Source organism: Flavobacterium sp. SH_e, assembly GCF_025717045.1.
Classification (GTDB): domain Bacteria; phylum Bacteroidota; class Bacteroidia; order Flavobacteriales; family Flavobacteriaceae; genus Flavobacterium.
The window spans coordinates 1,179,382-1,204,303 of sequence record NZ_JAOVZN010000006.1; the positions used below are offsets into that span (position 1 = coordinate 1,179,382).

Consider the following 24,922-nt stretch of genomic DNA (forward strand, 5'->3'; position numbering starts at 1 on the left):
TGAAATCTTAACTTTTTAAAATTTGTAAAAAAAGGTTAAAATAGTTTAGTAAGAAAAAGAGTATAAAATATAAAAATTAACGTTCTACATCGATTTTTTAAAACAGTTTATCGATGAAATATTTTTTTTTTATTTTATTTAACATTATTTTTGAACGGTAAAATAAATTCGCAAGTAGTATTGTTTTTTAGATAAATAATAAATACGTTTACGGACTTTTAATAATGAATAGATAATCCCAAATTTATATGAAGAAGTTTATTGCATTTGCAGCAATGTTAACACTAGTAATCGGCTGTGGTAAGTCTGGTGACAAAGGTGAATTAGTCGGTGTTACAGGAGGGAAATGGCATCCTGAGAAGCCTTATGGAATGACATTAGTTCCGGGTGGATCTTTTATCATGGGTAAATCTGATGCAGATTTAGCTAATGTGGAAGATGCTCCTACTAAAACCGTAACTGTTCGTTCATTTTACATGGATGAAACAGAAATCACAAATAGTGAGTATCGCCAATTTGTAGAATGGGTAAAAGATTCTACAATGAGAGTTCGTTTAGCAATCTTAGCTGACGAGACAGGACAGAAGGCTACTGATGGTAAAGGAAGCAAAGGCGGAAGCATTGCTGATTACGCTTTTAATGATTCTGATCCAGAAAAAATGACAGCTTATGATAAATATATGTACGATAACTATTATAGTGTTGGTACAAAAGATGATCCATATGCTGGAAGAAAACTAAACAGAAAAGTTAAGTTGATTAAAGATACAAAAGCATATCCAGATGAGTATTACGCTGAAGTAATGGATTCTATGTATTTGCCAATTGAAGAATCGTACAATGGTTTAAGAACAATTGATGTAAATAAATTGAAATTCCGTTATTCTTGGATGGATATTCAAGCTGCTGCAAAAGCAAAAGTTGGAAAAAGAAGTGACTTCGTAAAAACTGAGCAGGTAAATGTTTATCCTGATACAGCAGTTTGGATTAAAGATTTCGCTTATTCATATAATGAGCCAATGCACAATGATTATTTTTGGCACAAAGCTTATGGAGATTATCCTGTAGTTGGTGTAACTTGGAAACAAGCTAAAGCATTCTGTGCTTGGAGAACTTTAAACAAAAACAGTTATATTAAATCTAAGAAAAAAGGGCGTGATCTTGTAAACTCTTTCAGATTGCCAACTGAGGCAGAGTGGGAGTACGCTGCTAGAGGAGGTCTGGAGTCTGCTACTTACCCTTGGGGAGGTCCTTATACTAAAAGCGATAGAGGTTGTTTCTTAGCAAACTTTAAACCAAGTAGAGGAGATTATGCTGCTGATGAAGCTTTATATACAGTTGAAGCAAAATCATATGACGTAAATGGTTACGGATTATACAACATGGCAGGAAACGTTTCAGAGTGGACAGATTCAGCTTACAATCCAAACGCTTACGAATATGTATCAACAATGAATCCAAACGTAATTGATGGTAAAAATCAAAGAAAAGTTGTTCGTGGAGGTTCTTGGAAAGACGTTGCTTATTTCCTACAGGTAAGTACTCGTGACCACGAATATGCTGATTCAGCTAGAAGCTACATCGGATTCAGAACTGTACAAGATTACATGGGAACGCAAGTTACCGGAAACAGAAAAAAGTAATTTATAATTTTATCAATATCCAACAAATCTATTTTAAAACCTAAAAAAAAAGTATTATGGCATTATTAAGTAAAAAAGCAATGAATTTCGCTTATGGTATGGGAGCGGCAGTGGTAATCGTTGGAGCTTTATTCAAAATTACTCACTTTGAGATTGGGCCATTAACAGGAACAGTTATGCTTTCAGTAGGATTATTAACTGAAGCGTTAATTTTTGCGCTTTCTGCTTTCGAACCAGTTGAAGACGAATTAGATTGGACTTTAGTTTACCCAGAATTAGCTAATGGACAAGCAAGAGAGAAAAAAGCTAAATCTGAAACTCCAACTGATGCACAAGGATTATTATCTCAAAAACTTGATTCATTATTAAAAGAAGCTAAAATTGACGGTGAATTAATGTCAAGTTTAGGAAACAGCATCAAAAACTTCGAATCTGCTGCTAAAGGAATTGCTCCAACAGTTGATTCTATCGCTTCTACTAAAAAATATGGTGAAGAATTATCATTGGCTGCTGCTCAAATGGAATCATTAAACAGTTTATATAAAGTACAGTTAGAAAGCGCTTCTAGAAACGCTGAAGCTAACAAAGAAATTGCTGAAAACGCTTCTAAATTAAAAGAGCAAATGGCTTCTATGACTGCAAACATCGCTTCTTTAAACAGTGTTTACGGTGGTATGCTTTCTGCAATGAGTAACAAAGGATAATTAGTTTTTAACTAAATATTAAATTTTATTAATAAAGACTAATTAGAAAAAAATGGCAGGAGGAAAATTAACCCCTAGACAGAAGATGATCAACCTGATGTATCTGGTTTTCATCGCAATGTTAGCAATGAACGTATCAAAAGAAGTTATTTCTGCTTTTGGTTTGATGAATGAAAAGTTCGAAGCTGCAAATACTTCATCAGTAACAACAAATACTTCTTTGCTTCAATCATTAGATCAGAAAGCTGCTGAAGCAAAAGGAGAATTCGCTATTGCTGCAGTTACTGCTCACAAAGTTGAAACTATTTCTAAAGAATTTTATGATTATATCGGAAGCTTAAAAGCTCAATCTATCAAAGGTTTCGAAGTTGAAAAAGAAACTGGAAAATTACCTTATGAGGCAATGGATAGAGGTGATAATATCGACGACTGGTTCACAGGAGACGGTTACACTAAAAAAGGTAACGAAATTATCGCTAAAATCGAAAAATATAAAGCGGACATGAAAGCTGCTTTAACTGATAAAAAATATGGTCCAATTATCGCAGAGATTGAAAAGAAATTTGATGTTTCTGACGTGAAAAACAAAGAAGGTATAAAAGAAAAATACTTAGCTTACCACTTTAAAGGGTTCCCTGCAATTGCATCAGCTGCAAAACTTTCAGCTTGGCAAAATGACGTTAAAAAAGCAGAAACAGACGTTTATAACAGTGCTTTAGGAAAAGCTGCGGTTGCTGCTGCTTCTTATAGCAACTATCAAGCGATTGTTGTTTTAGATAAAAACGCTTATTTTCAAGGTGAAAAAGTTACAGGTAAAGTTGTTTTAGGTCGTTATGATGAAAACACTACACCTACTTCATTCCAAGGTCCAGGACAAATCGTTAACGGACAAGCTGTTATCTCTTTAACTGCTGGTGGAGTTGGAGAACAGGATATCAACGGACAATTTACTTTCTTAGAAGATGGTAAAAATATTCCTTTGAAATTCTCTGGAAAATATGTTGTTGTTCCAAGACCAAACGCTGCTACAATTTCAGCAGACAAAATGAATGTTGTTTATAGAGGTGTTGTTAACCCAATCTCTGTTTCATTCGCTGGTGTTGATGCTAACAAAATTGTTGCTAGTGCCCCAGGTTTAGCTTCTGCTGGAAAACCAGGAAAATATAACATGAGCCCAGGTCAAGGTACTGAAACTACAATTTCTGTAACTGGTACATTGCCAAACGGTGATAAAGTAACTGATAAGAAAACATTTAGAATTAAAGGTATTCCTGGTCCAACAGGAACAATCAGAGGAGAAATGGGAGTTGTTAAAGGTCCTAAATCTAACTTAGAGATTGCTACTATTGGTGCTAAACTTCTTGATTTTGATTTTGAAGTTGGTTTAGATGTTGTTGGATTCAATATGAAAATTGCTGGACAGCCTACAGTTGTTGTTACAGGAAACAAAATGAATGCACAATGTAAACAAGTACTTTCAAGAGCAGGTAAAGGAGACCAAGTTACTATTTCTGAAATTAAAACTAAACTTGTTGGAGCTGGTAGTTATTTATTGCCAAGAACTGCTCCAGTAATTTACGAAATACAATAATAAAGGTAGTGTAAACTACATTCAATATCTTATAACGATACCACGATGAAAGTAAGAAATTTTTTAATAGCTATTATCTCTATTGCTGGAGGATTTGCTTCTAATGCGCAATCTAATTTGCTGAATGCAAAAACTCCTGCTCAGATCGGACTTAAAACTCCTGCTCAATTAATATCTGATAATGATAAGCCATTGGCTTACGGGTATGTAGATGATAGAGATATTTTGATGGGAAAAACTACATGGGAGATCATTGATTTAAATGAAAAGATTAATTTTCCATTATATTTTCCAGTAGATACAGCCAATATTGGACCTAATAGACGTTCTTTATATGACGTTCTTACTAAGGCTATTAAAAGTGGAAAAGTAACTGAAGTATATACTGATAGTTATTTCAATACTAAAAAATCTATGAAAGACATCGAAGGATCATTATCTCGTATTGATACAACAGATGCTGGTAGAGAGTTAATCAACCAATATCCAGACGACTACAAATCACGTGTTGTGAAGAAAAAAGTAGTTACTGGTAGCGGTAAAAACAAAAAGGTTAATTATGTTGAAGAAACAGTTGGGCCATCAAGAACAGTTCCTGCTGAATATATCTTAAAACAAGACCTTACGGCTGCAGATGTTACTCAGTATAAAATTAAAGGATACTGGTATTTTGACAAACGTCAAAGTGAATTGAAATATCGTTTACTGGGAATTTGTCCTGTAACTCCTGACGTTTATACAATGAATAGTGATGAAAAGGATTATATTGAATTGTTTTGGGTATTCTTCCCAAATTCTAGAGAAGCATTGCATGAAGCAAAAGCTTTCAATGATAACAACTCAGCTCTTCCAATTTCATTTGATCAGATTTTAAATTCTAGACGTTTTAATGCTGTTGTTTACAAAGAGGAAAACCTTTATGGAGATAGAGCAATTAGCGACTATATGAAAGACAACGCTCAAAATCAGTTGTTAGAATCTGAAAGAGTGAAAGAAAAAATTCGCAATTTCGAACAAGATATGTGGAACTACTAAGTTGATACATAACAAAATATTTTAAAAACTCTTACTACCTTTGTAGTGAGAGTTTTTTTTATGTGGATAAAACAGAATTAGATCGCGGCTTTTGCAAGTATAACTACGGCAAGTAAAATAATTTTATTTATGTAAGAAAAATAAAACAATATTTTTAATAAAATTTCGTTTAATGTCTTGTAAAAGTTATCATGATGAAAGTAAGAAATTTTTTAGTTGTTATTGTTACTGTTGCTTCAAGCTTTGCTTCTAATGCACAGTCTAATTTACTTAATGCCAAAACTGCTGACCAAATTGGCATGAAGACACCCGCTCAGATGATATCTGATAATGATAAGCCATTAGCTTATGGTTATGTAGATGATCGCGATATTTTAATGGGAAAAACAGTTTGGGAAATTATTGACCTGAATGAGAAAATTAATTTTCCATTGTATTTTCCCGTAGACACTGCAAACATTGGTGCGGATAGGCGTTCTCTTTATGATGTCTTAACTAAGGGGATAAAAAATGGTAGAATAACTGAAGTGTATGCGGATAGTTATTTTAATACCAAAAAATCTTTGAAAGATATAGAAGGAGCATTATCTCGTGTTGATACAACAGATGGTGGTCGAGAACTTATCAATCAATATCCGGACGATTATAGATCGCGCGTCGTTAAAAAGAAAGTAGTTACTGGTAGTGGTAAAAATAAAAAAGTAAACTACGTTGAAGAAACGGTTGGGCCAAAAAGAACAGTTCCGGCTGAATATATTTTAAAGCAAGATCTTACAGCTGCTGATGTAAGTCAGTATAAAATTAAAGGATACTGGTATTTTGATAAGAGACAAAGTGAATTGAAATATCGTTTGCTGGGAATATGCCCTGTAACCCCAGATGTCTATACGATGAATAGTGATGAGAAAGATTATATCGAATTATTTTGGGTCTTCTTTCCCAATGCGCGTGAAGTTTTGCACGAGGCAAAAGCTTTCAACGATCAAAACTCGGCACTTCCTATTTCATTTGACCAGATTTTAAATTCGAGAAGATTTAATGCGATTATTTATAGAGAAGAAAATATGTATGGTGATCGTGACATTAAAGATTATATGAAAGACAACGCTCAGAATCAGTTGTTAGAATCTGAAAGAGTAAAAGAGAAGATTCGTAATTTTGAAGAAGATATGTGGAATTACTAAGTTCACAAACTATATTATAAGAAAAACTCTTGCTACCTTTGTAGTAAGAGTTTTTTTATTTTATCTATACACTGCACAATGCTTGATTATTTAATCGTCGGATCTGGTTTGGCTGGAATTTCTTTCGCTGAAGTTGCCCTTAAGAACAATAAAACTATTTTACTTGTTGATAATAAATCGCAGCATTCTTCTAGAGTTGCTGGCGGTCTGTATAATCCTGTCATTTTAAAACGCTTTAGTGAAGTTTGGAAAGCACAAGAACAATTGGTTTTAATGAATGATTTTTACAATCAAATTGAGGATAAATTGAAAGAGAAAGTCAATTTTAAAATGCCAGTTTTGAGAAAGTTCTTTTCAATTGAAGAACAAAATAACTGGTTTGCAGCTTCTGACAAAATAAACTTAGCTCCTTTTTTGTCAACCAAATTAATTACCCAAAAATATAAAAGTATTGATTCTCCTTATGATTACGGAGAAGTCTTGCATACTGGATATGTAAACACTGCTTTGCTTCTTGACACTTATTGGAAATATTTACTTCAGAATGATTTATTGCTTGAAGAATCTTTTGACAGTGCTCTTATTGAATTTTTAGATTCTGGAATTCAATATAAAAACATTCAAGCACGTCATATCATTTTTGCAGAAGGTTTCGGAATGCATACAAATCCTTTTTTCAATTATCTTCCGCTTGACGGTACAAAAGGAGAATTGTTTATAATAAAAGCTCCAGATTTAAATTTGGATGTAATTGTAAATACCAGTGTATTTATTCTGCCTCTTGGCGAAGATTTATTTAAAGTTGGAGCTACATACAACTGGCACGATAAGACAGATACACCAACAGAAGAGGGAAAGCAGGAACTTTTAGACCGTATAAAAGAAATTATTACATGCGATTTTGAAATTATTAAGCATTTTGGCGGAGTACGACCTACAGTTTCAGATAGAAGACCTTTACTTGGAACTCACGAAGTTTATAAATCTCTTCATATCTTAAATGGATTAGGAACCCGTGGCGTAATGCTTGGTCCAGCAATGGCAAAAGCATTATACGATCATATTGAAAATGATGTTCCGCTAGATCGTGAAGCCGATATTAAGCGATTCCATAAAAGATACTTGAAAAGTCTTAATTCTCGCCAGCCTTAGGATCATAAGAAACAAACATGTTGATGTATAAGTTTCTTGAAAGACGAAGCACAAAAGGAAATAAAACAACCAAAGTCAAAATAATTGCTATAAAAGCTTGCTCTATTGTTGCTCCAAAAAATACAAAAGAAACGATAAAAGCAGCAATTCCAACAGCAACATTTAGCCCGTAGCTTACATACATGGCGCCATAAAAAAAGGAAGGTTCAATTTGATATTTGAATCCGCAATGGCTGCAATGATCATTCATTTTTAGAACTTTACTCAAATGAAGAGGGTTTTTGTCTTCATACATGCTTTCTTTTTGGCATTTAGGACAACTTCCTGTTAAAATGCTATTTAGTTTCGATCCTTTTTTTAACATTTGCAAAAATTTTATCAAAGGTACATTTTTACACCTTTATTTCTTGTAACAACAGTCACAAATTATGCTTAATATACACAATCTTTCGGTTTCTTTTGGAGGAACATATTTATTTGAAGAAGTTACTTTTCGTTTAGGTGCAGGAGACCGAGTTGGTCTTGTTGGTAAAAACGGAGCAGGTAAATCTACAATGCTAAAAATGCTGGCAGGAGATTTTAAACCAGACTCAGGAGTTATTTCGCAAGAGAAAGATATCAGAATGGGTTTTCTGCGTCAGGATATTGATTTTGAACAAGGAAGGACCGTTTTGGAAGAAGCATATGAGGCTTTTACAGAGATTAAAGTTGTAGAGAAAAAGCTGGAAGAAATCAATCATCAATTGGTTACTAGAACCGATTATGAAAGTGAAGAATACGGGCAAATCATTGAAGATTTGTCTGATTACACACATCGTTTTGAACTTCTTGGAGGTTACAATTATGTAGGTGATACTGAGAAAATCCTTTTAGGTCTAGGTTTTAAAAGAGAAGTTTTTAATAATCAAACTGAGACTTTTTCTGGAGGATGGAGAATGCGTATCGAGTTAGCTAAATTATTATTGCAATCGAACGATGTATTGCTTCTGGATGAGCCTACGAACCACTTAGATATCGAAAGTATCATTTGGTTGGAAAATTTCCTTCGTAATTATCCTGGAGTTGTCGTGATTGTATCTCACGATAAAATGTTCTTGGATAATGTAACGAATAGAACAATCGAAATTTCGTTAGGTAAAGCCTATGATTTCAATAAACCCTATTCTCAATATTTAGAACTGCGTCATGAAATTCGCGAAAAGCAATTAGCTACTCAAAAAAATCAGCAGAAAAAGATTGAAGAAACAGAAAAATTAATCGAGAAATTCCGTGCGAAAGCTTCAAAAGCTTCGATGGCGCAATCGTTGATTAAAAAATTAGATAAAGTAGAAAGAATCGAAGTTGACGAAGATGACAATTCAGTAATGAATATCTCGTTTCCAGTTTCGAAAGAACCAGGAAAAGTTGTTATTGAAGCTGAACATGTAACGAAAGCTTATGGAGACAAAACGATTCTTAAAGATATTAGTTTACTAGTTGAAAGAGGAAGTAAAATTGCTTTTGTTGGACAAAATGGACAAGGAAAATCTACTTTCATTAAAGCTCTTGTAAACGAATTTGAATACCAAGGAAATATCAAATTAGGACATAATGTACAATTAGGATATTTTGCTCAAAATCAAGCTGAATATTTAGACGGAGAAATTACTTTGCTTCAAACAATGGAAGATGCGGCAACTGACACAAATCGTATGAAAGTGCGTGATATGTTGGGTTCGTTTTTGTTTCGTGGAGATGATGTGGAGAAAAAAGTGAAAGTACTTTCTGGAGGTGAACGTAACCGTCTCGCACTTTGTAAATTGTTGTTACAGCCAATTAACGTCTTGCTGATGGATGAGCCTACGAACCACTTAGATATTAAATCTAAAAACGTTTTAAAAGCGGCGCTTCAAAAATTCGGTGGAACTTTATTATTAGTTTCTCACGACAGGGATTTTCTTCAAGGAATGTCAAATATCGTTTACGAATTTAAAGATCAAAAAATTAAAGAATATTTAGGAGACATCAACTTTTTCTTAGAACAGCGCAATTTGGAAAATATGCGTGAGGTGGAAAAAAAAGATGTTATAAAAAAAGAAGCTCCAAAAGAGAAAGAAGTTAGTAAGGTATCTTATGAAGATCAGAAGAAAACAAAAGCGCTTCAAAACAAATTGAGCAAAATTGAAAGTCAGATTCAGCAATTGGAAAAACAAATTCAGCATGACGATAAAATGCTGGAAACGAATTACGACAAGCACATCGAAGATGCCTCATTTTTTACTGCTTACAACAAAAAGAAACAAGATTTAGAACAATTATTAATTGACTGGGAAGTTGTTTCGGAAGAGATTGAAAGTTTTAATGCTTAAGATTTTTTTGTTTCAGGTTTCAGGTTTCAAGTTTCAGGTTGTAATCTTTGACGAGTAAATTTTACCGCAAAGCACGCTAAGTTTTTATAGTTTGCATTTAGAATGTACAAAGTTCGCAAAGCTTTATCAATGAATAGCTTTGCGAACTTTGCGTTTTATAAAATCTTATAGAAAAAACTTAGCGTGCTTTGCGTTAAAATAAGCATCCAGCTCAAAACCTGAAACCTGAAACTTAAAACTTGAAACAAAATCTATTTAATAATCCCAATAGATCTAGAATGCTCAATCGCTTTACTGCTTTCTTTAAAATAACACACAGAAACATTCAGACTTTCTAAATTATTTAAAATCTTTATTACTTCTTTTTTCTGATTTTTGCCAGTTTGCCTAATGTAAACTGCAATTACTGTTACAGGAAATATTTTGCAGATTCTTTCGTACAACATTGGATCGTGTTGAGAATCATCACCCATTAAAACATATTTTAAAGTCGGATAAAATTCTACAACATGTCTTATTTTTTCGAATTTATGATCGTGATTTCCTCTTCCGCTCATGAAGAAATCCGTAATTCCTCTTTTGATATCTTTTAGAAGAAAAACCGCTTTTGGCAATTTATTAATTCGGGTAAATTTGGCAATAAATCGATACAAATTCCATTCGCTGCTTGAAATGTAGAAAAAAGCGTTTACTTCTTCTACATTATCTCTTCCAGCAGAACTTAACGCTTGATAGTGAGGCACAACATCTTTGAAAACTTTTCGGTCGTTTACATTTCTAAATAATAAAATATAAAGTTTTCGAAAGAAATTATTCGTGTGGGAAATCAAAAAAGTATCATCAATATCTGATATGATTCCCAGTTTTCCCTTATGAGGCCTTATAAAACTGCCTTCGCAAGTTACGGTTTCGTTTTTATATTTTAAACTGACCTCATAAGGCATCCATCCAAAATGGGTTTCTTTTTCTAATGGAATGCAGAAATTAAAATAACCATCATCGAGTGTTTTGGTATGAATTACTTCATTGTTGTAATGCAAATAAACATCAAAATTTTTAATGGTTTTTATTCTGAATAATTTGAGAATCGAAGTTGCATTTCTTAATTTTCTTCTTTCAAAATTGTATTTGTTTTCTCTTTTTAAAACATGCCCCATTACAATTAACTCTTGCTCATTTGCATAACCTCGATATAATTGTAGAATTGGTTTCATTAATTATGTATATTTATGTAACTGTAATTTACTTAATTTTAATTGTTTTTAAAAATAAAATTTTGAAAAAGAATATTCTATTTGTTGTAAATCCTATTTCTGGAGACTTGGATAAATCTGATTTGATTGATGCTGTTAGAGAATTTGCAACAACTAATCAGTTTGATTTGGAAGTTTATGAAACAACTGGAAAGAATGATTTAAGAGCGATACAATATTTATACGATGAATATCTACCAGAACGAATTATTGTTGCTGGAGGCGATGGAACTATAAAAATGGTCGCCGAGGCAATGGAAGATCAAGATGTTGTAATCGGGATTTTGCCTGCGGGATCTGCAAACGGACTTTCGGTAGACTTAAATCTTCCTCTTGGAATAGAGGAGAACCTTAAAATAGCTTTTTTGCACCATTATATAGAAATGGATATGATTTGCATCAACGGAAAAAAAAGCATTCATTTAAGCGACCTTGGATTAAATGCTAATTTGGTGAAGAATTACGAGCAAAGTGATATTCGTGGTTTTTGGGGATATGCATTGCAGGCTTTTACAACGCTAAAAGAATCTGAAGAGCCTTTTGTAGCTACTATTTCAGCAAATAATAAAACAGTGGAACATATTGCAAGAATGATCGTTATTGCTAATTCGCAGAAATATGGAACAGGCGTAATCATAAATCCAAATGGTTCTATGAATGATGGAAAGTTTGAATTAGTAATTTTAAAAAGCCTTGATTTGCTTTTAATTGGAAAAATTATCACAGGAAATATGCCAATTGATTCAGATGATATTGTGATTATTTCGACAGATAAAGCTGAAATAAAAACGGATTATCCCGTTAATTTTCAAATTGATGGAGAATATTGCGGGGCGCAGACTTCTTTGGAAATCGATATTTTGCATAAACAAATGAAAATTGCTGTACCGTGATTGGGATTGATATTTTATTGAAGAAATATTAGTATTAAATAATATCCATGGTTGAGCTTTTTTAGCTCTGGAAGAACGAAATATTTGTAGAAAATTAGCAATAAAACAAAAAGCCCCAGCGGAGCGATACATTTTTTATTTAAACGGATTTCGTTCCTGCCATTCCGTTTTTGGTTCCAAATAATTGAAAAATCTCGAAATGTTATGATTAATTAAAGCATTGCTATGCGTGATTAAACCATACATTTTAATTGGTTTTGCTCCAACCGAACTTTTAATTTCAAGAGCTGTTCTGGCAAAAACAATTTCTTTGAAACCTTTCTTTATAGAATAAGCAATCATATCGTAAAGCATATTTAAATACAGCATTTTTTCGCGTTGAACACTTTCATCGTAACCAAGAAAATACGTGTCCATGACATCGCCATTTTTGATTAAAGTATTGAAGCCAATTAATTTTTCGTCTAAGAAATAGCCATAAAGAAGAAAGTTTTCTCCCATTATTTCTTTAAAAAAGCTAAAATGATTTCGAGCTAGAAAAAAAGTATTGAAAGGAGCATTTTTTGCAACATGAAAATACAAGTCGTAAATCACATCTTCATATTGTTTAATGTCAGAAAGTGACATTTGTTGTTTTACAATTCCTTCCGATTTTTTACGTGCACGTTTGTATTGATCCCGATATTTTTTAGATAAAGCATCGATATAATCTTGTTCTGATTTCCAGTTTTTATTGATTTCAAAAATCATATTTGGCTGGGTCGAAAACGTATAATTGTTTTTAAATTCAGCTTGAAGAGGTTCTATTTCTTTGGCCGTAAAATCTTTAATGCTGGTTATATGTACTTTCTTTCCGTTTTCTTTTAAGTCCTTTTTTAGCTGATTAATAGCTTTATGAAGTATTTTAACAGCTTTAGATTCTTTGACGTTTTTATCAAAAATAAATGCATTTTGTCCTGTAAGCATATTATTTCCAATAAACAAAACATGCGAAGCAAAATTCTTTAAAGCAAAATTACGGACAGAAGTTTTTAAGCATTTATCACGCTCCCCGAAAGATTCAAGTTTCTCAGCAAATAAGAATTGTGTCAAAACAATCCCAATTAGTTTTTCTTCTTCAAAAAGGCCAATAAAATGACAAGTCATATTTACTGGACAAGAGTTTTCCAGCACTTCGAGATATTCTCGTGTCAAAAAAATGTTATTTGTTGCCAGCGAGTTCCATTCTAAGGGCAGTAATGAAGCGCTTTTGTAAATCTGGAAAGAATAAGTTGTATTCAAAAGTGTCAGCTAATTTCTTCAAAATTAGATAATATTTATAATAACTAATGGGGTTTAAGTTATTATTAAGAAAACCCGTCTGAAATTTAGTTTTCAAACGGGTTTTTATATGAATTTTATTAAGCGAATCCGCAGATGATTCCGCCCATAAGAGTTAGGGTTAACATCCAATAGCCGCTATGTACAAAGATATATTTCCAAGATTTTCTTTCGAACAAACCATTGATACCGATAATTGGAAATGCGAAAAATAATCCAGACATAAATCCATGAAGTGCTCCGTGTTTAAAAGTTCTATAAGCCATTCCGTAATCTGCCATAAAAGCTGCAAAAGAAGGTTTAGCGCTTTCCATCAAAGGCGGTCCGCCAACCATTCCGATTGCGCCAGATTGATGAATAGTCAACGACATTAAAGTCATTGTAATCATTAAAGAAAAAATGTACGTTAATCCGAAGATTTTAAGCATGTTTCCTTTTCGTAACTCTTCTTGAGTAAAATTGTTTTCTCTCATCCAGATCGTCCCGAATACTTTTGGGTTGTACCAAATAAAGCCAGTTACCAATGTTACAATTGCGGCAAGAAACAATGCAGCGAAGTTAATTTCCATAATATGAGGTTTTTAGAATTAGTTGATCAAATGTAATCAAAAATAAAATAGAATTTAGAAATATTAAAAGTAGTATAAATCTTTCAATATAAATTTTTATCAACACTTTGCCTAGATATAGTGCATTTTATCTGCGAAATGTATAATTTAGACGACAGATTAAGTTGCAAAATCGATTATGAAAGTTTTAGTTATTTTTCTTTATACATTTCTGTTTTCGCTGAGTGTGCTGGCAGATACTGTTTCGGACAAAGAAAAAGAGGCGCTCATACAATTGTATCATGCAACAAATGGATCTCAGTGGAAAAAGAAATGGGATTTAAGTTTGTCTGTTTCAACCTGGTATGGTGTTCGATCTGAAAATGGAAAAGTCGTTGCGTTGAATTTGTCCAACAATAACTTACATGGAAAATTGCCTGAAGCCTTTTTTGGTCTTGTTAATTTAGAAACCGTAAATCTTGAAAAGAATAAAATTGAAGGGAATTTATCTTCTTCTGTTTTTAATTTAAAAGAATTAGAAACGCTTAATATTTCAGATAACAGATTGTCAGGAACAATTCCAGCTTCCATTTGTCAATTGAGTAAATTGAAAGATTTGGAGCTTTTTGACAATAAAATTTCAGGACAACTTCCTTCAGAAATTGGAAAATTAAATCAGTTGGAAATCTTAGCCGTTTTCAATAATGAAATTCAAGGAAAATTGCCTGTTTCGATTTATAAGATTTCAAGTCTAAAAGTGCTTTTGTTGAACAATAATAAGTTCTGTGGAAGTTTGACAGAAGAAATAAGTAACTTTACAGCTTTGGAGAATTTAAGCTTATTTGATAATAATTTTAATGGCGGAGTTCCGAAAACAATTGAAAAACTTGTAAATCTGTCCGAATTGAACCTTTCATACAATAAATTTACAGGAGAAGTCTCAAAGAAAATAGCATGGTTAGATGCATTGAATATGACAATGATAGACGAAAATGGAAATCCGTTTTTATTAGAAATAAACCAAGAAAATAAATTACAATAGTTTACCCAAAATTAATCGATGCTTATGAATGAATTTTACACTCGTTAAACAAGTTGATTAAATATATTTAGTTAATTGCCAAAACCGTAATTCGTTACGGTTTTCTGGTTTCTAGACCTTTCGTTTCACAAAAAATAACATTTAATTTAGACTTTATTTTGTTATGTTTGCCTAAAAATTTTATAACTTTAATATCCGTTTAAAAAGCAAAAGCTGAGTTATCAGCGCCTATTACTAATCACTTAATAAGCAGAAATTATGACACTACAATATCAAGGTGAACAATACGGAAAGCCAACAACTTTTACCATCAGAATTATTGGTAATAATTTATCAAAAAGTAGTTCAAATTATCAAATTGATCTTTTGGTTGGCGATAAAAAATTACCAACTTTTACAAGTGAAATTCACCAAAGTCTTTCTAATTGTTTAAAAGAAATTTACTTGTTCAGAAAACATAACGGAATCAATTTCAACGAATCAACTGAGAAAATCGTTTCGCTTTATGTTCCTTACGATAAAGTTTTGTACAATCACAATAAATATGCTTTGTTTAGAGCATAATTTTTCTCAAAACATGAAATTTAAAAAAGACCATTTGAAAAAATGGTCTTTTTTGTTATCTGATTATTTTTAAATAAGCGCTATAAATATCTTCTTTTAGAGAAGTTCGCATATAGTATACGTTTTCGTCTTTTTCCTTTAAATCAAACTGAATTAAACCTGCATCACAATAGTAATACAATAAGTTGTCATCATTTGGAAATTCAATATTTGAAACAGGCAAAGTTGTCAATTTTAACTCATATGCGATTTCACCATTTGATAAATCCAATTCAAAAAGTTTCTTCTTACGGGTATATCCCCAAAGATTGTCGTTTTCTCTTGTAATGTATTCGATATTGTCGCCATTAATATCAGTTTTCCATAGCTGAGTTCCTGTTTTTGAATCTACAGCATAGATAGAAGTAGATGTTGAACCTTGCGCTGCAAAATAGATGTTTTTGTCTTTACTAACTATGCGTTCCTTGCTATTGTATTGATTTTCATCAAATTTAAATTGCCATACAATATCAAGTTGAGGGCTTAAAGCAAAAAGCGAATTTTTTTCACTTGTAATAAATACATTTTCGCCATCAGTTATAGGTTGTCCGCTCATTACTTCCTCAAAGGTTTTTTGATTAAGGACTTTTCCTGTATTTGCATCAAAACTATAAACATTCATTCCGCTTTGCGTGAAAATTTTGTTGCCAAAAAATAAGGGCGGAATGTCGTTCGTTGGGGTTTCGAATTTGTAGCTCCATGCTAAACTTCCGTCTTTTATATTAAGTGCATATAAATTACTGCTTTGATTCTGATTTTGAGCCGTTATATACAATTTCCCATTTTGTATAACCGGAGTTTGATCTTTTAAAACAATCTGATCGGTAACATTTCCTAATCTCGATTTCCAGAAAATATCTCCAGTTTGATTGTCTACTGCGAGAATTTCACCATTTATAAATGGAACATATACAACACCATCAGCTATTGTTACTTTATTGGCACACATTTCAGTAAAAGAATCGGCAGCTTTTACAGTCCAGACGATTGATTCAGATTCTAAATCGTATGAAAAAAGGGAACCATCATAATCATAAATTAAGATTGACGCTTCATCTAAAGAAACTTTTTTAAGCGGACGAAGTGATTTATTAACGACTGTTTCTGCTTTAGTGTTGGAAACAGTTTTATCTGGTTTTGCAGCTGCAGGTACTTGTCCGAACATATCTAGAACAGCAAATACAAATAAAAAAGTTATTAGTTGTTTTTTCATTTTTAAGATTTAGGTTTTTATAATTTGATTTGAGGCAATTATTTGAGTTGAAAAATATAACTATTTAACGTAAAAAAGATGGATTAAATATTAGCAAAGTGTTTTATTTTTTAATCTTTTACAATCAAAAAAATCAAACTGATGCAAGTGTCAAATATAGAAAAAAAATAGATGAGAGTTATGAAGAATGCGTGCTAGGAAAATAGGTTGCTAGGAGATTTAGAGTTGTTTCATAGATCGTTTTTCTCCTCACTTTTGCAACTAACCAAGATAAGAAACTCATAATAAAAATATCTTTAGGTCCGTTTTGTGCTAAAATTATAAAATCTTCTATTTCTTCTTGGAACTTTTGAGTTTGTATAATTTCGGGTTTCATCACATATTGTTCTGCAAACAGAAGATATTGAACAACACGTTCTTCGTCTACCGTTAAAAGATATTTTTTATACCGTCGTTTAAAACTTTTTATTCTAGACAAAGCTAGCTCTGTGTTTTCTTGCTGTGCATGCAAAAGAATTTCGACAAGACATTTTTTTATTGTCCAGTCCATTCCCATCTTTTTTTCGTACCAGTTGTCTGTATGATTTAATTTTGTCATTTCTTTTACGGCAATGCGTCCAGTATTTTGCTGTATGTAAAAAACGATAAGCATAAGCCTAATGTCATTGCTATCGTTTGGATCTGCTTTTTTGTTGGAAGAAAGTGCTTTTTCGGCAATTTCTATTGCTTTATGCGAACGTCCAAGATAATTTTCATTGAAAGCTAACAATAAAAAATAGCGAAGGCAGAAACGCTGATAATATTTGCCAGATTGTTTCTGAAGTTCTGTAAACATCAAATCGAGATAACCCAAAGATTCAGTAAACTGGCCATTTCTAAAATAGAAATTAGCTATAAAATATAAGATGTAAATATGATAGTATAAATGTCTATCTGTCAAATCGTTTTTCCTGCTAATGAAACGATAACTTTTGAGAACAAAAGGTTGTATAAGCGCGTAATTGTTGTTTATGGAAGCATATTCATTCGCAATAAATAAAATTTGATACAGCGATTTAAAAGTCAATCCTTGTTTTAATGATATTCCATTTGTTTCAATAGTGCTTTTTATGAGAGCCTGAAAATCGACTATTCGGCCTTCGTGATAAATAGCAGCGAGTTCCCTACGCAATACAGCATAGCCTAAATTAAGCTGTTCCTCATATTCGAGCTTTTTTTTGTTCGATTTGAACTTCTGTATTATTTTTTCGATTGGTTCCGAAAGATTGAAATGAGCAAATTGAATCTGAGTCAGATAGATTTCGTTGAGAAGACTAAAGTGTTCTATGCTTAACGCAATCTCTTCGGCTTTTGCAAGACATTTAAAAGCTGTTTTTGTCAATTTATGTTCAAAAAACAAACGACTTACCACAATAAGGCGAAGTGCTGCATTTTCTTGCGAAGTATCATTTTCAAAACTTCGATTTGCCATGAAATCAATCATGTTGTCGTAAAGCCTTTTTCTTAACGCATGATATGCATCAGTGCTTTTTTTATCTTTTATAATATTTTTTGTAATTTTTATATCGTCAGTTTTTAAAGAATTGAATAATTCTATATTTCCTGTATCTTTTCGTTTGTTCTTTTTTGATAGATAATATATGAATGCTTTTTTTTCGGTTTCATTCATCATATTTGCTATTTCTTGAAGTGCATTCATAAGTGCGATTTTATCAAGGTAAAAATAATAAAATCTATTTTTATATCGTCAGTTTTGTATAAAAATTGACTTTTACAACTTCTGTTTCATTCGGACATTTGCTTCATAATTATAAAACATAAAATTATGGAACCGCTAAAATCAAATGAATCAAACAACAATTCAGAACCAAAAAATGCAAGATTAAACAATGCTTATCCTTTAAAGCCAAGCGCCGCTTTCGTTGGTGCATCCTGGATGACGTTAATTATAGGTATGACCGCATATTGTATTGGTCTTTATAATTCGGCAATGGCTTACAACGAAAAAGGATATTATTTTACCATTCTTCTTTTTGGACTTTTCTCAGTAATTTCAGTTCAAAAAAGTGTAAGAGATAGGCTAGAAGGTATTCCCGTAACCGATTTATATTATAGTATAAGCTGGTTTAGTACCATTGCTTCAATAGTATTATTAATAATTGGTCTTTGGAACGCCGATTTACTCCTAAGCGAAAAAGGATTTTTCGGGATGTCATTTGTATTAGGACTGTTTTCTGCGCTTGCTGTACAAAAAAACACGAGAGATCTTAAACAATTCGAATCGACTACAATATAGTTTTTAGCGGGCCTCATTACTGTCACGGAAATGTGCAGTTTTGAGGTTTTCTAAACTTAATATAAAAGCACCATTTGTAAAAAGTGGTGTTTTTTTATTCGTGGAGACATCAAAAATCTAAACTATTTGTGGACAATGATCGAGAAACTTTTCTTATAAAAATTAAATCTCTGATAAAAAAGCGTCTTTATTTCAATATTAATTTTGAAATTTGTTAAACGTCTAACTAATAATAAGATAATATGGAACCGCAGATTATTGAATTGGAAAAAAAATACTGGCACGGAGTTGAAAATCATGATTATGAAACGGTAAAAAACCTGACGCTGTTTCCTTGTATTGTTGCCGGAAAAAATGGTATTCAGAATATCAGCGAGGCTGATTTTAAAAATATGTTCGACTCTGGACAGACCAATCTAATAAAAGTGCTGAACATTTATAATGTAAAAGAAAAGCTAATTGCCGAAAATACTGCTGTCATAGGATATAATCTCGATTTTGAAATAGTAGATCAAAATCAAAAAGAACCTATAAAATGTGTCTGCACTTCCACTTGGATTAAAGAAAACAATAAGTGGGCTTGTGTAATGCATACTGAAACAGAACTGGAATAAAAATAGTAGTTTCAAGCATCATACTCGCGAACATTACAGATGAAAAAATTAGAGAACAAAAAAACTTCAGATTTCTCAGAAGCTTAAATAATGAATGTTAAGTCAATAAATGGAAAGTTTAACAATTAAAAAAATAGTTGCTAAATATTCGGTCTTGATATGTTTGGTCTTTTCCGTGATTTTGATAGCAATAGCAGCCTTACTTTATCCAGGCGGCTCCTTGCTGGACAAAAACTCTATAGGGTTTAGTTGGTCAAAAAATTTCGTAAGCAACTTGTTTGCGGAAAAAGCTATAAATGGGTCAGAAAATCCAGGTAGGATTTGGGCAATTATTGGAATGGCATTCCAATCGATTGGTTATGGAGTTTTTTTTATCAATATGTCTAAAAAAATAGCTTTAGGGCAATGGAGTAATATTTTAAAATTTATAGGATTTGCCAATGTATTGTTTATTTTTCTAATTGCCACTCCTTTACATGACTTGGGGACAATATCAATCATTTTAACATTATTTGGTTTATTTACTATTACTATATTTATTTTAAAGTCAAAGCTTCATTTGCTTAAATTTTGCTGTATTATCTGCTTATTGACTTTTTACTGTTTCTTTTTCCTATTTGGGTTTGGTTATTTGGATTTAGCAGTTATTATGCAGAAAGTATATAATGCAAGCTCGATCCTTTTAATTTTAGGTTTAGAGTATTTTACCAAATATGAAGATTTTGTAGAAATTAAATCAAAAGGACAAAAAATATAAGAAATGAACTGTCTCGCTCACGAACACATAAAACAAAAAAGCTCCAGATTTCTCTGAAGCTTTATACTTGTAGCGGGAACAGGACTCGAACCTGTGACCTTCGGGTTATGAGCCCGACGAGCTGCCTACTGCTCTATCCCGCGATGTTTCGGGTGCAAAGATACATACTAAATACGGTTATGCAAATAATTTTAGTACTTTATTTTTTATAATTTTAAAAAACGATCCCTTTTTTTAGATTTTGTAATTTAGTAATTCTTCGTAAACATTTCCGTTTAAGCCTAATAGCAAGCCAAATGCGGGTTCGGTTTTTAGGCCACTTTTTTTCAATTTAATGATTTCTAATCTGAAATTTTCGTCTCGAGAATGAAGAATTTTATCTTCAATGACCATGTGTTTGTAACCATTTTGAAGTTCCGTTGGTATATTTTGGCCAAAGATTTCTACTTCAAAACCTTCAGTAATGAAGTTCGCTACAACTGATTCTTGATTATTAATTGCGATTTCTCGAATAGCAAAATGATTTTCTTTTTCGAACAATTGTTTAATTCTTTCAATAAAATCAAGTTTGTTTTCGAAACAACAGATAATATCCAAATCGCTGTTTTCAATATCAATATTTATTGGAATCGTGCCAACTAAAATTGGATTAAAAACAGTGAGATTTTCTAAAATTTTATTTTTCGTTAAAAGCTCAAATGCAAATTGTTGTTTTGGATTTCCTGTTTTTAAATAAGATATGTTTTTGAAATCAATCATTTATAATGTAGTTTTTTTCTTCGTTGATTTCCTGCTCTAATCGTTTGTTGATATTGATTTTAGCATTCGTGAAAACAAAAATTGTAGTTCCGTATTCTCTTGCAAATTTATTATCAATTCGGCCGTCAATAGCCGCCGATTCAAAATACGGACTAGTTTCTCTAAGCTCTTCGTTGTTTTCGTCAAATTCTTTTACGCGAATTAGGTTTTTATATTGAATATTCAAATCAAACCAATTCACATAATCGGCGTTGAAAGAAACCGCTTTTATTCCTTTTTTAGAATAATAATTAATCGCGCCAGCTTGCCCATAATTATCACAAAGTACAATAGTTTCTTTTTGATTTGGAAGTAAAGCATAAAGCGAATCCGTTTTTTTAGCCAACTCTTTCCAACCTAACATATCGGCAAAATCCTGAGGCAGATGATGGTCTTTTCCGTCTTCCCAACGCAGCATTCCTAGCTTTTGGTATTTCTCAGAATGTGCAACTATACATTCTGGACTTTTGTTTGGAAAAGCAATATTATATATTGGAATGAAAAACAGTAATGGAATTAAAATAAACACAGGTTTTAGAAAACGTTTCCATCCTCCGTTTAAAATTTCTGAAATAAAGACCGCTCCAAAAGCAATGTAAATTGGATACAAACCAATTGCATAATAAGCCTTTGCCTTGAAATAAATAAATATTAAAAGGGTAAAAAAGAATGAAGCAAAAAAGAGCTGGTAGTTTTTGAAAGGTTTATAAAATAAAACAGCATAAAGTCCGGCGAAAATCACTAATAATCCGCCGATGAAAAAGAGAATCTGTTCTTTCAAAAATCCAATTCGATCTACATTAACCAATTGTGTTTCTGCCAATTCTTTCATGTGATGCACAATTGGAAAATGGTTTTTATACTGCCAGAAAAGATTTGGAAAAATTAAAATTAAACCTAGAATTAAAGCAAAATAAAACTGTTTCTGCGCGAATATTTTTCTTTGTTTAGAAAGTAAAATAGCAGGAACTAATCCGAGTAATAAAAACAAAATATTGTATTTGTTCAAGAAACCATAAGCGAAGATAACAGCTCCAAAATAGAGCCATTTTGTGTCTTCAGATTTCAGATATTGTATTAAAAGGTAATAAAGAATTGTCCAACATAAAACGTCAAATGAGTTAGGCTGATAAAGCATATTAATGCGCAATAAACACGAAAATAAAACGCATAATGCACCAAGAATTAAAGCGTAAAGATTTCCTTTTAAAAGTTCGATTGTTTTCCAGACAAACAAAAGTGTCAAAGCGCCAAATAGGGCAGGAAAGAATTTAACCCAAAACACCGAATTTCCGAGAAAGAGAATAAAATGTGAAAACCAAGAAGTAACGGGCGGAACCGATAAATATCCCCAAGCCAAATGCTTTCCTTGATCCAGATGCAGATATTCGTCACGTTGTAAATCGTATTCTGGGCTAATTAAAACATATTGCAGAATGAATTTTAGAATTATAAATCCGAATAGAATCAGGTTCTTTTTGTTCATTTGGTTTTGGTTTTTGGTTAGAATTGTAATCTACAGCTAATATATTATTTATTTTGAATTAAAGTTAAACAGATGAATTTTAGGAAAGTAAAAGAGTTTCATTAAAACGAAACATTTATAGAAATCAATTTGTAATATTTTAGTCCAAAAAAAAGCTCCAGAATCATTCTAGAGCTTTTCAGATATTATATTTTGTAGAATATTATTCTTCCACAGTTTCAAATTCCATGTGATCGATAATTTCGGCTTCATGTTTTTCTGGTTTAGAAGCTTTCAAAGTATTGAATCTTTCCAGCATTTCTGTTTCGCCCTCTTCACCACTGAAATAAGGAAAAACATCCATAATTGCTGTTTCAGAAATAGCTGGTATAGAATATTCTCCCATTGTATTTTTCATTACATGAAGTGTGTTGTCAAAAGCTTCGCGAACATCATTTGCCTGAACTAACATATACATGCTTGTTTTTCTTTCTTTCCCACTTTCTTCATCATAAGCAATTAAAGTGATTTTAGATTTAAACCATCTGTCTGCATTTTCAAAAGGATGAATTTCAGCATAATTTGCCACTTTAATAGCTGTGATTTTAAATTCTTCGCTGGTATAAGCAGCCATCTCTTCGGTCATTCTTTTTTCTGCTTCTGTATAAGACAAAGCGTCAACCAAATAAGGTTCTGTTAAAACTTTTTGTCCTCCAGTTTCATCTGTTTTTCTATATTTTACTTTGCATTCGTACCAAATTGCGCTCATCTCTTTTAAATTTTAAGGATGCCAAAGATAAATTTTACTGGAAAATAAATAGTTAAATCTGCAAATAGATATTCACAATTTTAGATTGTTTTTTGTAATGTTTTGATGCTCTGAAAGTTGTGTTTTTATTAATTAAATTGCTTTGTAATGGCATTCATTCTTTTCTGTTTTTAGAAAAATATAAAGTATTTTCAAGTTATTTTTAGATGTAAATATTTGTTTTTCAATTGTTTGTTTTTATTTTTTTTAGAAACATGAATTTTCTTAAATCCAAATGATCAATTTAAACGTAAGTGCAAATAACAATGGCAGGGAATGAGGTAAATTCAAATGGTATTGGTTTTTGGAGCATATTGAATCTTACCGCATTTTTAGCCATTGTTTTTTTAAATTTTAAAGAATAAAAGTTTGGGGAAATTAGACATTCAAAAGTTAAAAGAGACTTTAAAATACTTAGAAAGCAAGCATCGAGAATTAAAAAGACAAGGCCAAAATGATACGCGAAGCCTGGAATCGATGATAAAATATTTGAAAAAAGATATGCTGGAACAGCACAATTTGTCAGATCATCATCAATTGATAAAAAAAGAAATCAAAGACACGGAAAGTTTCATTGAGAATGTAAAAAACATCATTAAAATCAATTCTTAAAAACAAATCGTTATTGCTGAATTTTACTTTTATTCCAATTTAAATTTTTCGTTTTTACAGTCCAGAATTAGTTTGTGGTTCAGAAATAGTTTGTTTCCAATCATTCCTTGCATTCCAGAACGTTTCATTAAGAATTTTTGAAGATCTGATGTGCCTTCAATGTAAGTAACTTCAGAAAGTCTTAATGTTGTTTTTTGAAATTGTATTTTCTTTTTCGCGGATGCGGAATAAACACGCAAAGTATTTCCCCACGAATTTCCTTTTTCGGTTTTTATAGCGCTGTTCTTAGTTCGGTATTTTTGCCAGATTTCTTTCGTTGTAATTAATTCATAACCGCTGGTTCCAGAATCATACAAGAGTTTTAGGTTTTCATTTTCAATTTTCGACGGAATTAAGATTTTTCTTTTTTTAAATTCAAAATCAGAAAAATTGTTTTCTTGAACTTTCTCCGTAAACGAACATTGATTGTTTTTGAAATCTAAAATGACAACTCGTTTTTCTAATAAATCGGTTCCGATTGTTCCAATGATATTTTCGGCTTTTGAATCGTCAAAACTGACTTTTTCGCCATAATTCAAAACTTCAAAAATGTTGGACGAAGCAGTCATTTTTCCCATTGTAAAATTGGTCGAAATTTGATTATTTTCAAGACCGATTTTAATCTGATTTTTAAATTGTTCGGCAATTGATTCTAATGATTTCTTATAGAAAATGGTAGTTGGCGAACCTGAATCAAATTGCATGAAAAAGGTTTTATTAATTCCGTTAATTTTTATTGGCAAAAGCAAAGCAGAATGAGCGTTTTCAATACTTGAAACCCATTTTATTGGAATATTTTCTGCAATTCCAGAAACTTTCAAATAGTTTTCTGGCGGAGTGAATTTCTTCTGAAAATAAAAATATCCTCCCAACAAGAATAAAACGATAACAGCTAAAAATCCGACTGCAATTTTCTTAGATAATTTCATGGTTTATTTTTTCTGCAAGATTCGGATTTCGTTTCCGATTTTCGTGCAAAAACAATACGACAGTTTTACGTCAAT

At 31.9% G+C, this 24,922-nt stretch carries 24 protein-coding genes and 1 tRNA gene; 14 read left to right on the top strand and 11 right to left on the bottom strand.

Features of this window, described 5'->3' with window-relative positions:
- Positions 1-248: 248 nt before the first annotated feature.
- The 6 genes from gldK to OD917_RS16040 all read left to right on the top strand — a co-directional run bounded on the left by gldK (position 249) and on the right by OD917_RS16040 (position 7,309).
- Positions 249-1,643, top strand: coding sequence for a gliding motility lipoprotein GldK (gene gldK / locus OD917_RS16015; RefSeq protein WP_263524402.1), 1,395 nt, complete (start codon positions 249-251; stop codon positions 1,641-1,643).
- 56 nt (positions 1,644-1,699) lie between these two features.
- Positions 1,700-2,347 carry a gliding motility protein GldL gene (gene gldL, locus OD917_RS16020; RefSeq protein WP_111284758.1) on the top strand — a complete coding sequence of 216 codons (648 nt, stop codon included), beginning with the start codon at positions 1,700-1,702 and terminating at the stop codon, positions 2,345-2,347.
- 52 nt (positions 2,348-2,399) lie between these two features.
- A complete protein-coding gene (gene gldM, locus OD917_RS16025; protein WP_263524403.1) occupies positions 2,400-3,938 on the top strand; it encodes a gliding motility protein GldM in 1,539 nt (512 codons plus the stop codon).
- A 45-nt stretch (positions 3,939-3,983) separates the two neighbouring features.
- A complete protein-coding gene (gene gldN, locus OD917_RS16030) occupies positions 3,984-4,973 on the top strand; it encodes a gliding motility protein GldN (RefSeq protein WP_263524404.1) in 990 nt (329 codons plus the stop codon).
- A 194-nt stretch (positions 4,974-5,167) separates the two neighbouring features.
- Positions 5,168-6,157 (top strand): gliding motility protein GldN, encoded by a 990-nt coding sequence (gene gldN / locus OD917_RS16035; protein WP_263524582.1) that lies wholly within the window; start codon positions 5,168-5,170, stop codon positions 6,155-6,157.
- A 78-nt stretch (positions 6,158-6,235) separates the two neighbouring features.
- Positions 6,236-7,309, top strand: coding sequence for an NAD(P)/FAD-dependent oxidoreductase (locus OD917_RS16040; protein WP_263524405.1), 1,074 nt, complete (start codon positions 6,236-6,238; stop codon positions 7,307-7,309).
- Here the strand turns inward: OD917_RS16040 and OD917_RS16045 are convergent.
- Complete coding sequence (locus OD917_RS16045) at positions 7,290-7,673, bottom strand: DUF983 domain-containing protein (protein WP_263524406.1); 384 nt, start codon at positions 7,671-7,673, stop codon at positions 7,290-7,292. The genes OD917_RS16040 and OD917_RS16045 overlap by 20 nt on opposite strands.
- A gap of 64 nt (positions 7,674-7,737) precedes the next feature.
- Between OD917_RS16045 and OD917_RS16050 the strand changes: the two genes are divergently transcribed.
- Positions 7,738-9,657 carry an ABC-F family ATP-binding cassette domain-containing protein gene (locus OD917_RS16050; RefSeq protein ID WP_263524407.1) on the top strand — a complete coding sequence of 640 codons (1,920 nt, stop codon included), beginning with the start codon at positions 7,738-7,740 and terminating at the stop codon, positions 9,655-9,657.
- A 251-nt stretch (positions 9,658-9,908) separates the two neighbouring features.
- Here OD917_RS16050 and OD917_RS16055 read toward each other — a convergent pair whose 3' ends face one another.
- Positions 9,909-10,871: an App1 family protein gene (locus tag OD917_RS16055; protein WP_263524408.1), complete on the bottom strand. Its 963-nt coding sequence runs from the start codon at positions 10,869-10,871 to the stop codon at positions 9,909-9,911.
- 62 nt (positions 10,872-10,933) lie between these two features.
- Between OD917_RS16055 and OD917_RS16060 the strand changes: the two genes are divergently transcribed.
- Positions 10,934-11,803, top strand: coding sequence for a diacylglycerol/lipid kinase family protein (locus OD917_RS16060; protein WP_263524409.1), 870 nt, complete (start codon positions 10,934-10,936; stop codon positions 11,801-11,803).
- Between the two features lie 135 nt (positions 11,804-11,938).
- On the opposite strand, the gene OD917_RS16065 is transcribed toward OD917_RS16060, so the two are convergent.
- Complete coding sequence (locus tag OD917_RS16065) at positions 11,939-13,084, bottom strand: GNAT family N-acetyltransferase (protein ID WP_263524410.1); 1,146 nt, start codon at positions 13,082-13,084, stop codon at positions 11,939-11,941.
- Positions 13,085-13,203: 119 nt separating this feature from the next.
- Positions 13,204-13,692, bottom strand: a complete 489-nt coding sequence (locus OD917_RS16070; RefSeq protein ID WP_263524411.1) for a DUF1761 domain-containing protein — start codon at positions 13,690-13,692, stop codon at positions 13,204-13,206.
- Between the two features lie 178 nt (positions 13,693-13,870).
- Between OD917_RS16070 and OD917_RS16075 the strand changes: the two genes are divergently transcribed.
- Positions 13,871-14,713: a Two component regulator three Y domain protein gene (locus tag OD917_RS16075; RefSeq protein WP_263524412.1), complete on the top strand. Its 843-nt coding sequence runs from the start codon at positions 13,871-13,873 to the stop codon at positions 14,711-14,713.
- A gap of 258 nt (positions 14,714-14,971) precedes the next feature.
- On the top strand, positions 14,972-15,277 hold the full coding sequence (locus tag OD917_RS16080) for a hypothetical protein (RefSeq protein WP_263524413.1): 306 nt from the start codon (positions 14,972-14,974) through the stop codon (positions 15,275-15,277).
- Positions 15,278-15,332: 55 nt separating this feature from the next.
- Here OD917_RS16080 and OD917_RS16085 read toward each other — a convergent pair whose 3' ends face one another.
- Both OD917_RS16085 and OD917_RS16090 read right to left on the bottom strand, forming a co-directional pair.
- A complete protein-coding gene (locus tag OD917_RS16085) occupies positions 15,333-16,529 on the bottom strand; it encodes a PQQ-binding-like beta-propeller repeat protein (protein WP_263524414.1) in 1,197 nt (398 codons plus the stop codon).
- 178 nt (positions 16,530-16,707) lie between these two features.
- A complete protein-coding gene (locus tag OD917_RS16090) occupies positions 16,708-18,228 on the bottom strand; it encodes a hypothetical protein (RefSeq protein ID WP_263524415.1) in 1,521 nt (506 codons plus the stop codon).
- Positions 18,229-18,354: 126 nt separating this feature from the next.
- Between OD917_RS16090 and yiaA the strand changes: the two genes are divergently transcribed.
- The 3 genes from yiaA to OD917_RS16105 all read left to right on the top strand — a co-directional run bounded on the left by yiaA (position 18,355) and on the right by OD917_RS16105 (position 20,196).
- Entirely contained in the window at positions 18,355-18,825 is a 471-nt protein-coding gene (gene yiaA, locus OD917_RS16095; RefSeq protein WP_263524416.1) for an inner membrane protein YiaA, read from the top strand.
- A gap of 242 nt (positions 18,826-19,067) precedes the next feature.
- Positions 19,068-19,439 (top strand): DUF4440 domain-containing protein, encoded by a 372-nt coding sequence (locus OD917_RS16100; protein WP_263524417.1) that lies wholly within the window; start codon positions 19,068-19,070, stop codon positions 19,437-19,439.
- Between the two features lie 109 nt (positions 19,440-19,548).
- Positions 19,549-20,196 carry a hypothetical protein gene (locus tag OD917_RS16105; RefSeq protein WP_263524418.1) on the top strand — a complete coding sequence of 216 codons (648 nt, stop codon included), beginning with the start codon at positions 19,549-19,551 and terminating at the stop codon, positions 20,194-20,196.
- A gap of 70 nt (positions 20,197-20,266) precedes the next feature.
- Here the strand turns inward: OD917_RS16105 and OD917_RS16110 are convergent.
- From OD917_RS16110 to OD917_RS16125, 4 genes are all read right to left on the bottom strand, one after another.
- Positions 20,267-20,339, bottom strand: a tRNA-Met gene (locus tag OD917_RS16110).
- A 91-nt stretch (positions 20,340-20,430) separates the two neighbouring features.
- Positions 20,431-20,955, bottom strand: a complete 525-nt coding sequence (locus tag OD917_RS16115) for a DUF4269 domain-containing protein (RefSeq protein WP_263524419.1) — start codon at positions 20,953-20,955, stop codon at positions 20,431-20,433.
- Complete coding sequence (locus OD917_RS16120) at positions 20,948-22,480, bottom strand: glycosyltransferase family 39 protein (protein ID WP_263524420.1); 1,533 nt, start codon at positions 22,478-22,480, stop codon at positions 20,948-20,950. The genes OD917_RS16115 and OD917_RS16120 overlap by 8 nt, the downstream gene beginning before the upstream one ends.
- A 202-nt stretch (positions 22,481-22,682) precedes the next feature.
- The gene (locus OD917_RS16125) at positions 22,683-23,228 is read right to left on the bottom strand and encodes a DUF4494 domain-containing protein (RefSeq protein ID WP_263524421.1); all 546 of its coding nucleotides are present in this window, start codon (positions 23,226-23,228) and stop codon (positions 22,683-22,685) included.
- 408 nt (positions 23,229-23,636) lie between these two features.
- Here OD917_RS16125 and OD917_RS16130 point away from each other — a divergent pair, with 408 nt between their 5' ends.
- Positions 23,637-23,879: a hypothetical protein gene (locus tag OD917_RS16130; RefSeq protein ID WP_263524422.1), complete on the top strand. Its 243-nt coding sequence runs from the start codon at positions 23,637-23,639 to the stop codon at positions 23,877-23,879.
- 29 nt (positions 23,880-23,908) lie between these two features.
- Here the strand turns inward: OD917_RS16130 and OD917_RS16135 are convergent, their stop codons facing one another.
- The gene (locus tag OD917_RS16135) at positions 23,909-24,847 is read right to left on the bottom strand and encodes a hypothetical protein (RefSeq protein WP_263524423.1); all 939 of its coding nucleotides are present in this window, start codon (positions 24,845-24,847) and stop codon (positions 23,909-23,911) included.
- Positions 24,848-24,922: the final 75 nt, after the last annotated feature.

Coding starts and splice junctions, on each gene's coding strand:
- OD917_RS16080 (WP_263524413.1), top strand. CDS start 14,972: ATGACACTACAATATCAAGGTGAACAATACGGAAAGCCAACAACTTTT.
- OD917_RS16135 (WP_263524423.1), bottom strand. CDS start 24,847: ATGAAATTATCTAAGAAAATTGCAGTCGGATTTTTAGCTGTTATCGTT.
- OD917_RS16050 (WP_263524407.1), top strand. CDS start 7,738: ATGCTTAATATACACAATCTTTCGGTTTCTTTTGGAGGAACATATTTA.
- OD917_RS16120 (WP_263524420.1), bottom strand. CDS start 22,480: ATGAACAAAAAGAACCTGATTCTATTCGGATTTATAATTCTAAAATTC.
- OD917_RS16045 (WP_263524406.1), bottom strand. CDS start 7,673: ATGTTAAAAAAAGGATCGAAACTAAATAGCATTTTAACAGGAAGTTGT.
- OD917_RS16125 (WP_263524421.1), bottom strand. CDS start 23,228: ATGAGCGCAATTTGGTACGAATGCAAAGTAAAATATAGAAAAACAGAT.
- gldN (WP_263524582.1), top strand. CDS start 5,168: ATGAAAGTAAGAAATTTTTTAGTTGTTATTGTTACTGTTGCTTCAAGC.
- OD917_RS16115 (WP_263524419.1), bottom strand. CDS start 20,955: ATGATTGATTTCAAAAACATATCTTATTTAAAAACAGGAAATCCAAAA.
- OD917_RS16070 (WP_263524411.1), bottom strand. CDS start 13,692: ATGGAAATTAACTTCGCTGCATTGTTTCTTGCCGCAATTGTAACATTG.
- OD917_RS16055 (WP_263524408.1), bottom strand. CDS start 10,871: ATGAAACCAATTCTACAATTATATCGAGGTTATGCAAATGAGCAAGAG.
- OD917_RS16105 (WP_263524418.1), top strand. CDS start 19,549: ATGGAAAGTTTAACAATTAAAAAAATAGTTGCTAAATATTCGGTCTTG.
- OD917_RS16090 (WP_263524415.1), bottom strand. CDS start 18,228: ATGAATGCACTTCAAGAAATAGCAAATATGATGAATGAAACCGAAAAA.
- yiaA (WP_263524416.1), top strand. CDS start 18,355: ATGGAACCGCTAAAATCAAATGAATCAAACAACAATTCAGAACCAAAA.
- OD917_RS16085 (WP_263524414.1), bottom strand. CDS start 16,529: ATGAAAAAACAACTAATAACTTTTTTATTTGTATTTGCTGTTCTAGAT.
- gldM (WP_263524403.1), top strand. CDS start 2,400: ATGGCAGGAGGAAAATTAACCCCTAGACAGAAGATGATCAACCTGATG.
- gldL (WP_111284758.1), top strand. CDS start 1,700: ATGGCATTATTAAGTAAAAAAGCAATGAATTTCGCTTATGGTATGGGA.
- OD917_RS16040 (WP_263524405.1), top strand. CDS start 6,236: ATGCTTGATTATTTAATCGTCGGATCTGGTTTGGCTGGAATTTCTTTC.
- OD917_RS16100 (WP_263524417.1), top strand. CDS start 19,068: ATGGAACCGCAGATTATTGAATTGGAAAAAAAATACTGGCACGGAGTT.
- OD917_RS16075 (WP_263524412.1), top strand. CDS start 13,871: ATGAAAGTTTTAGTTATTTTTCTTTATACATTTCTGTTTTCGCTGAGT.
- gldK (WP_263524402.1), top strand. CDS start 249: ATGAAGAAGTTTATTGCATTTGCAGCAATGTTAACACTAGTAATCGGC.
- gldN (WP_263524404.1), top strand. CDS start 3,984: ATGAAAGTAAGAAATTTTTTAATAGCTATTATCTCTATTGCTGGAGGA.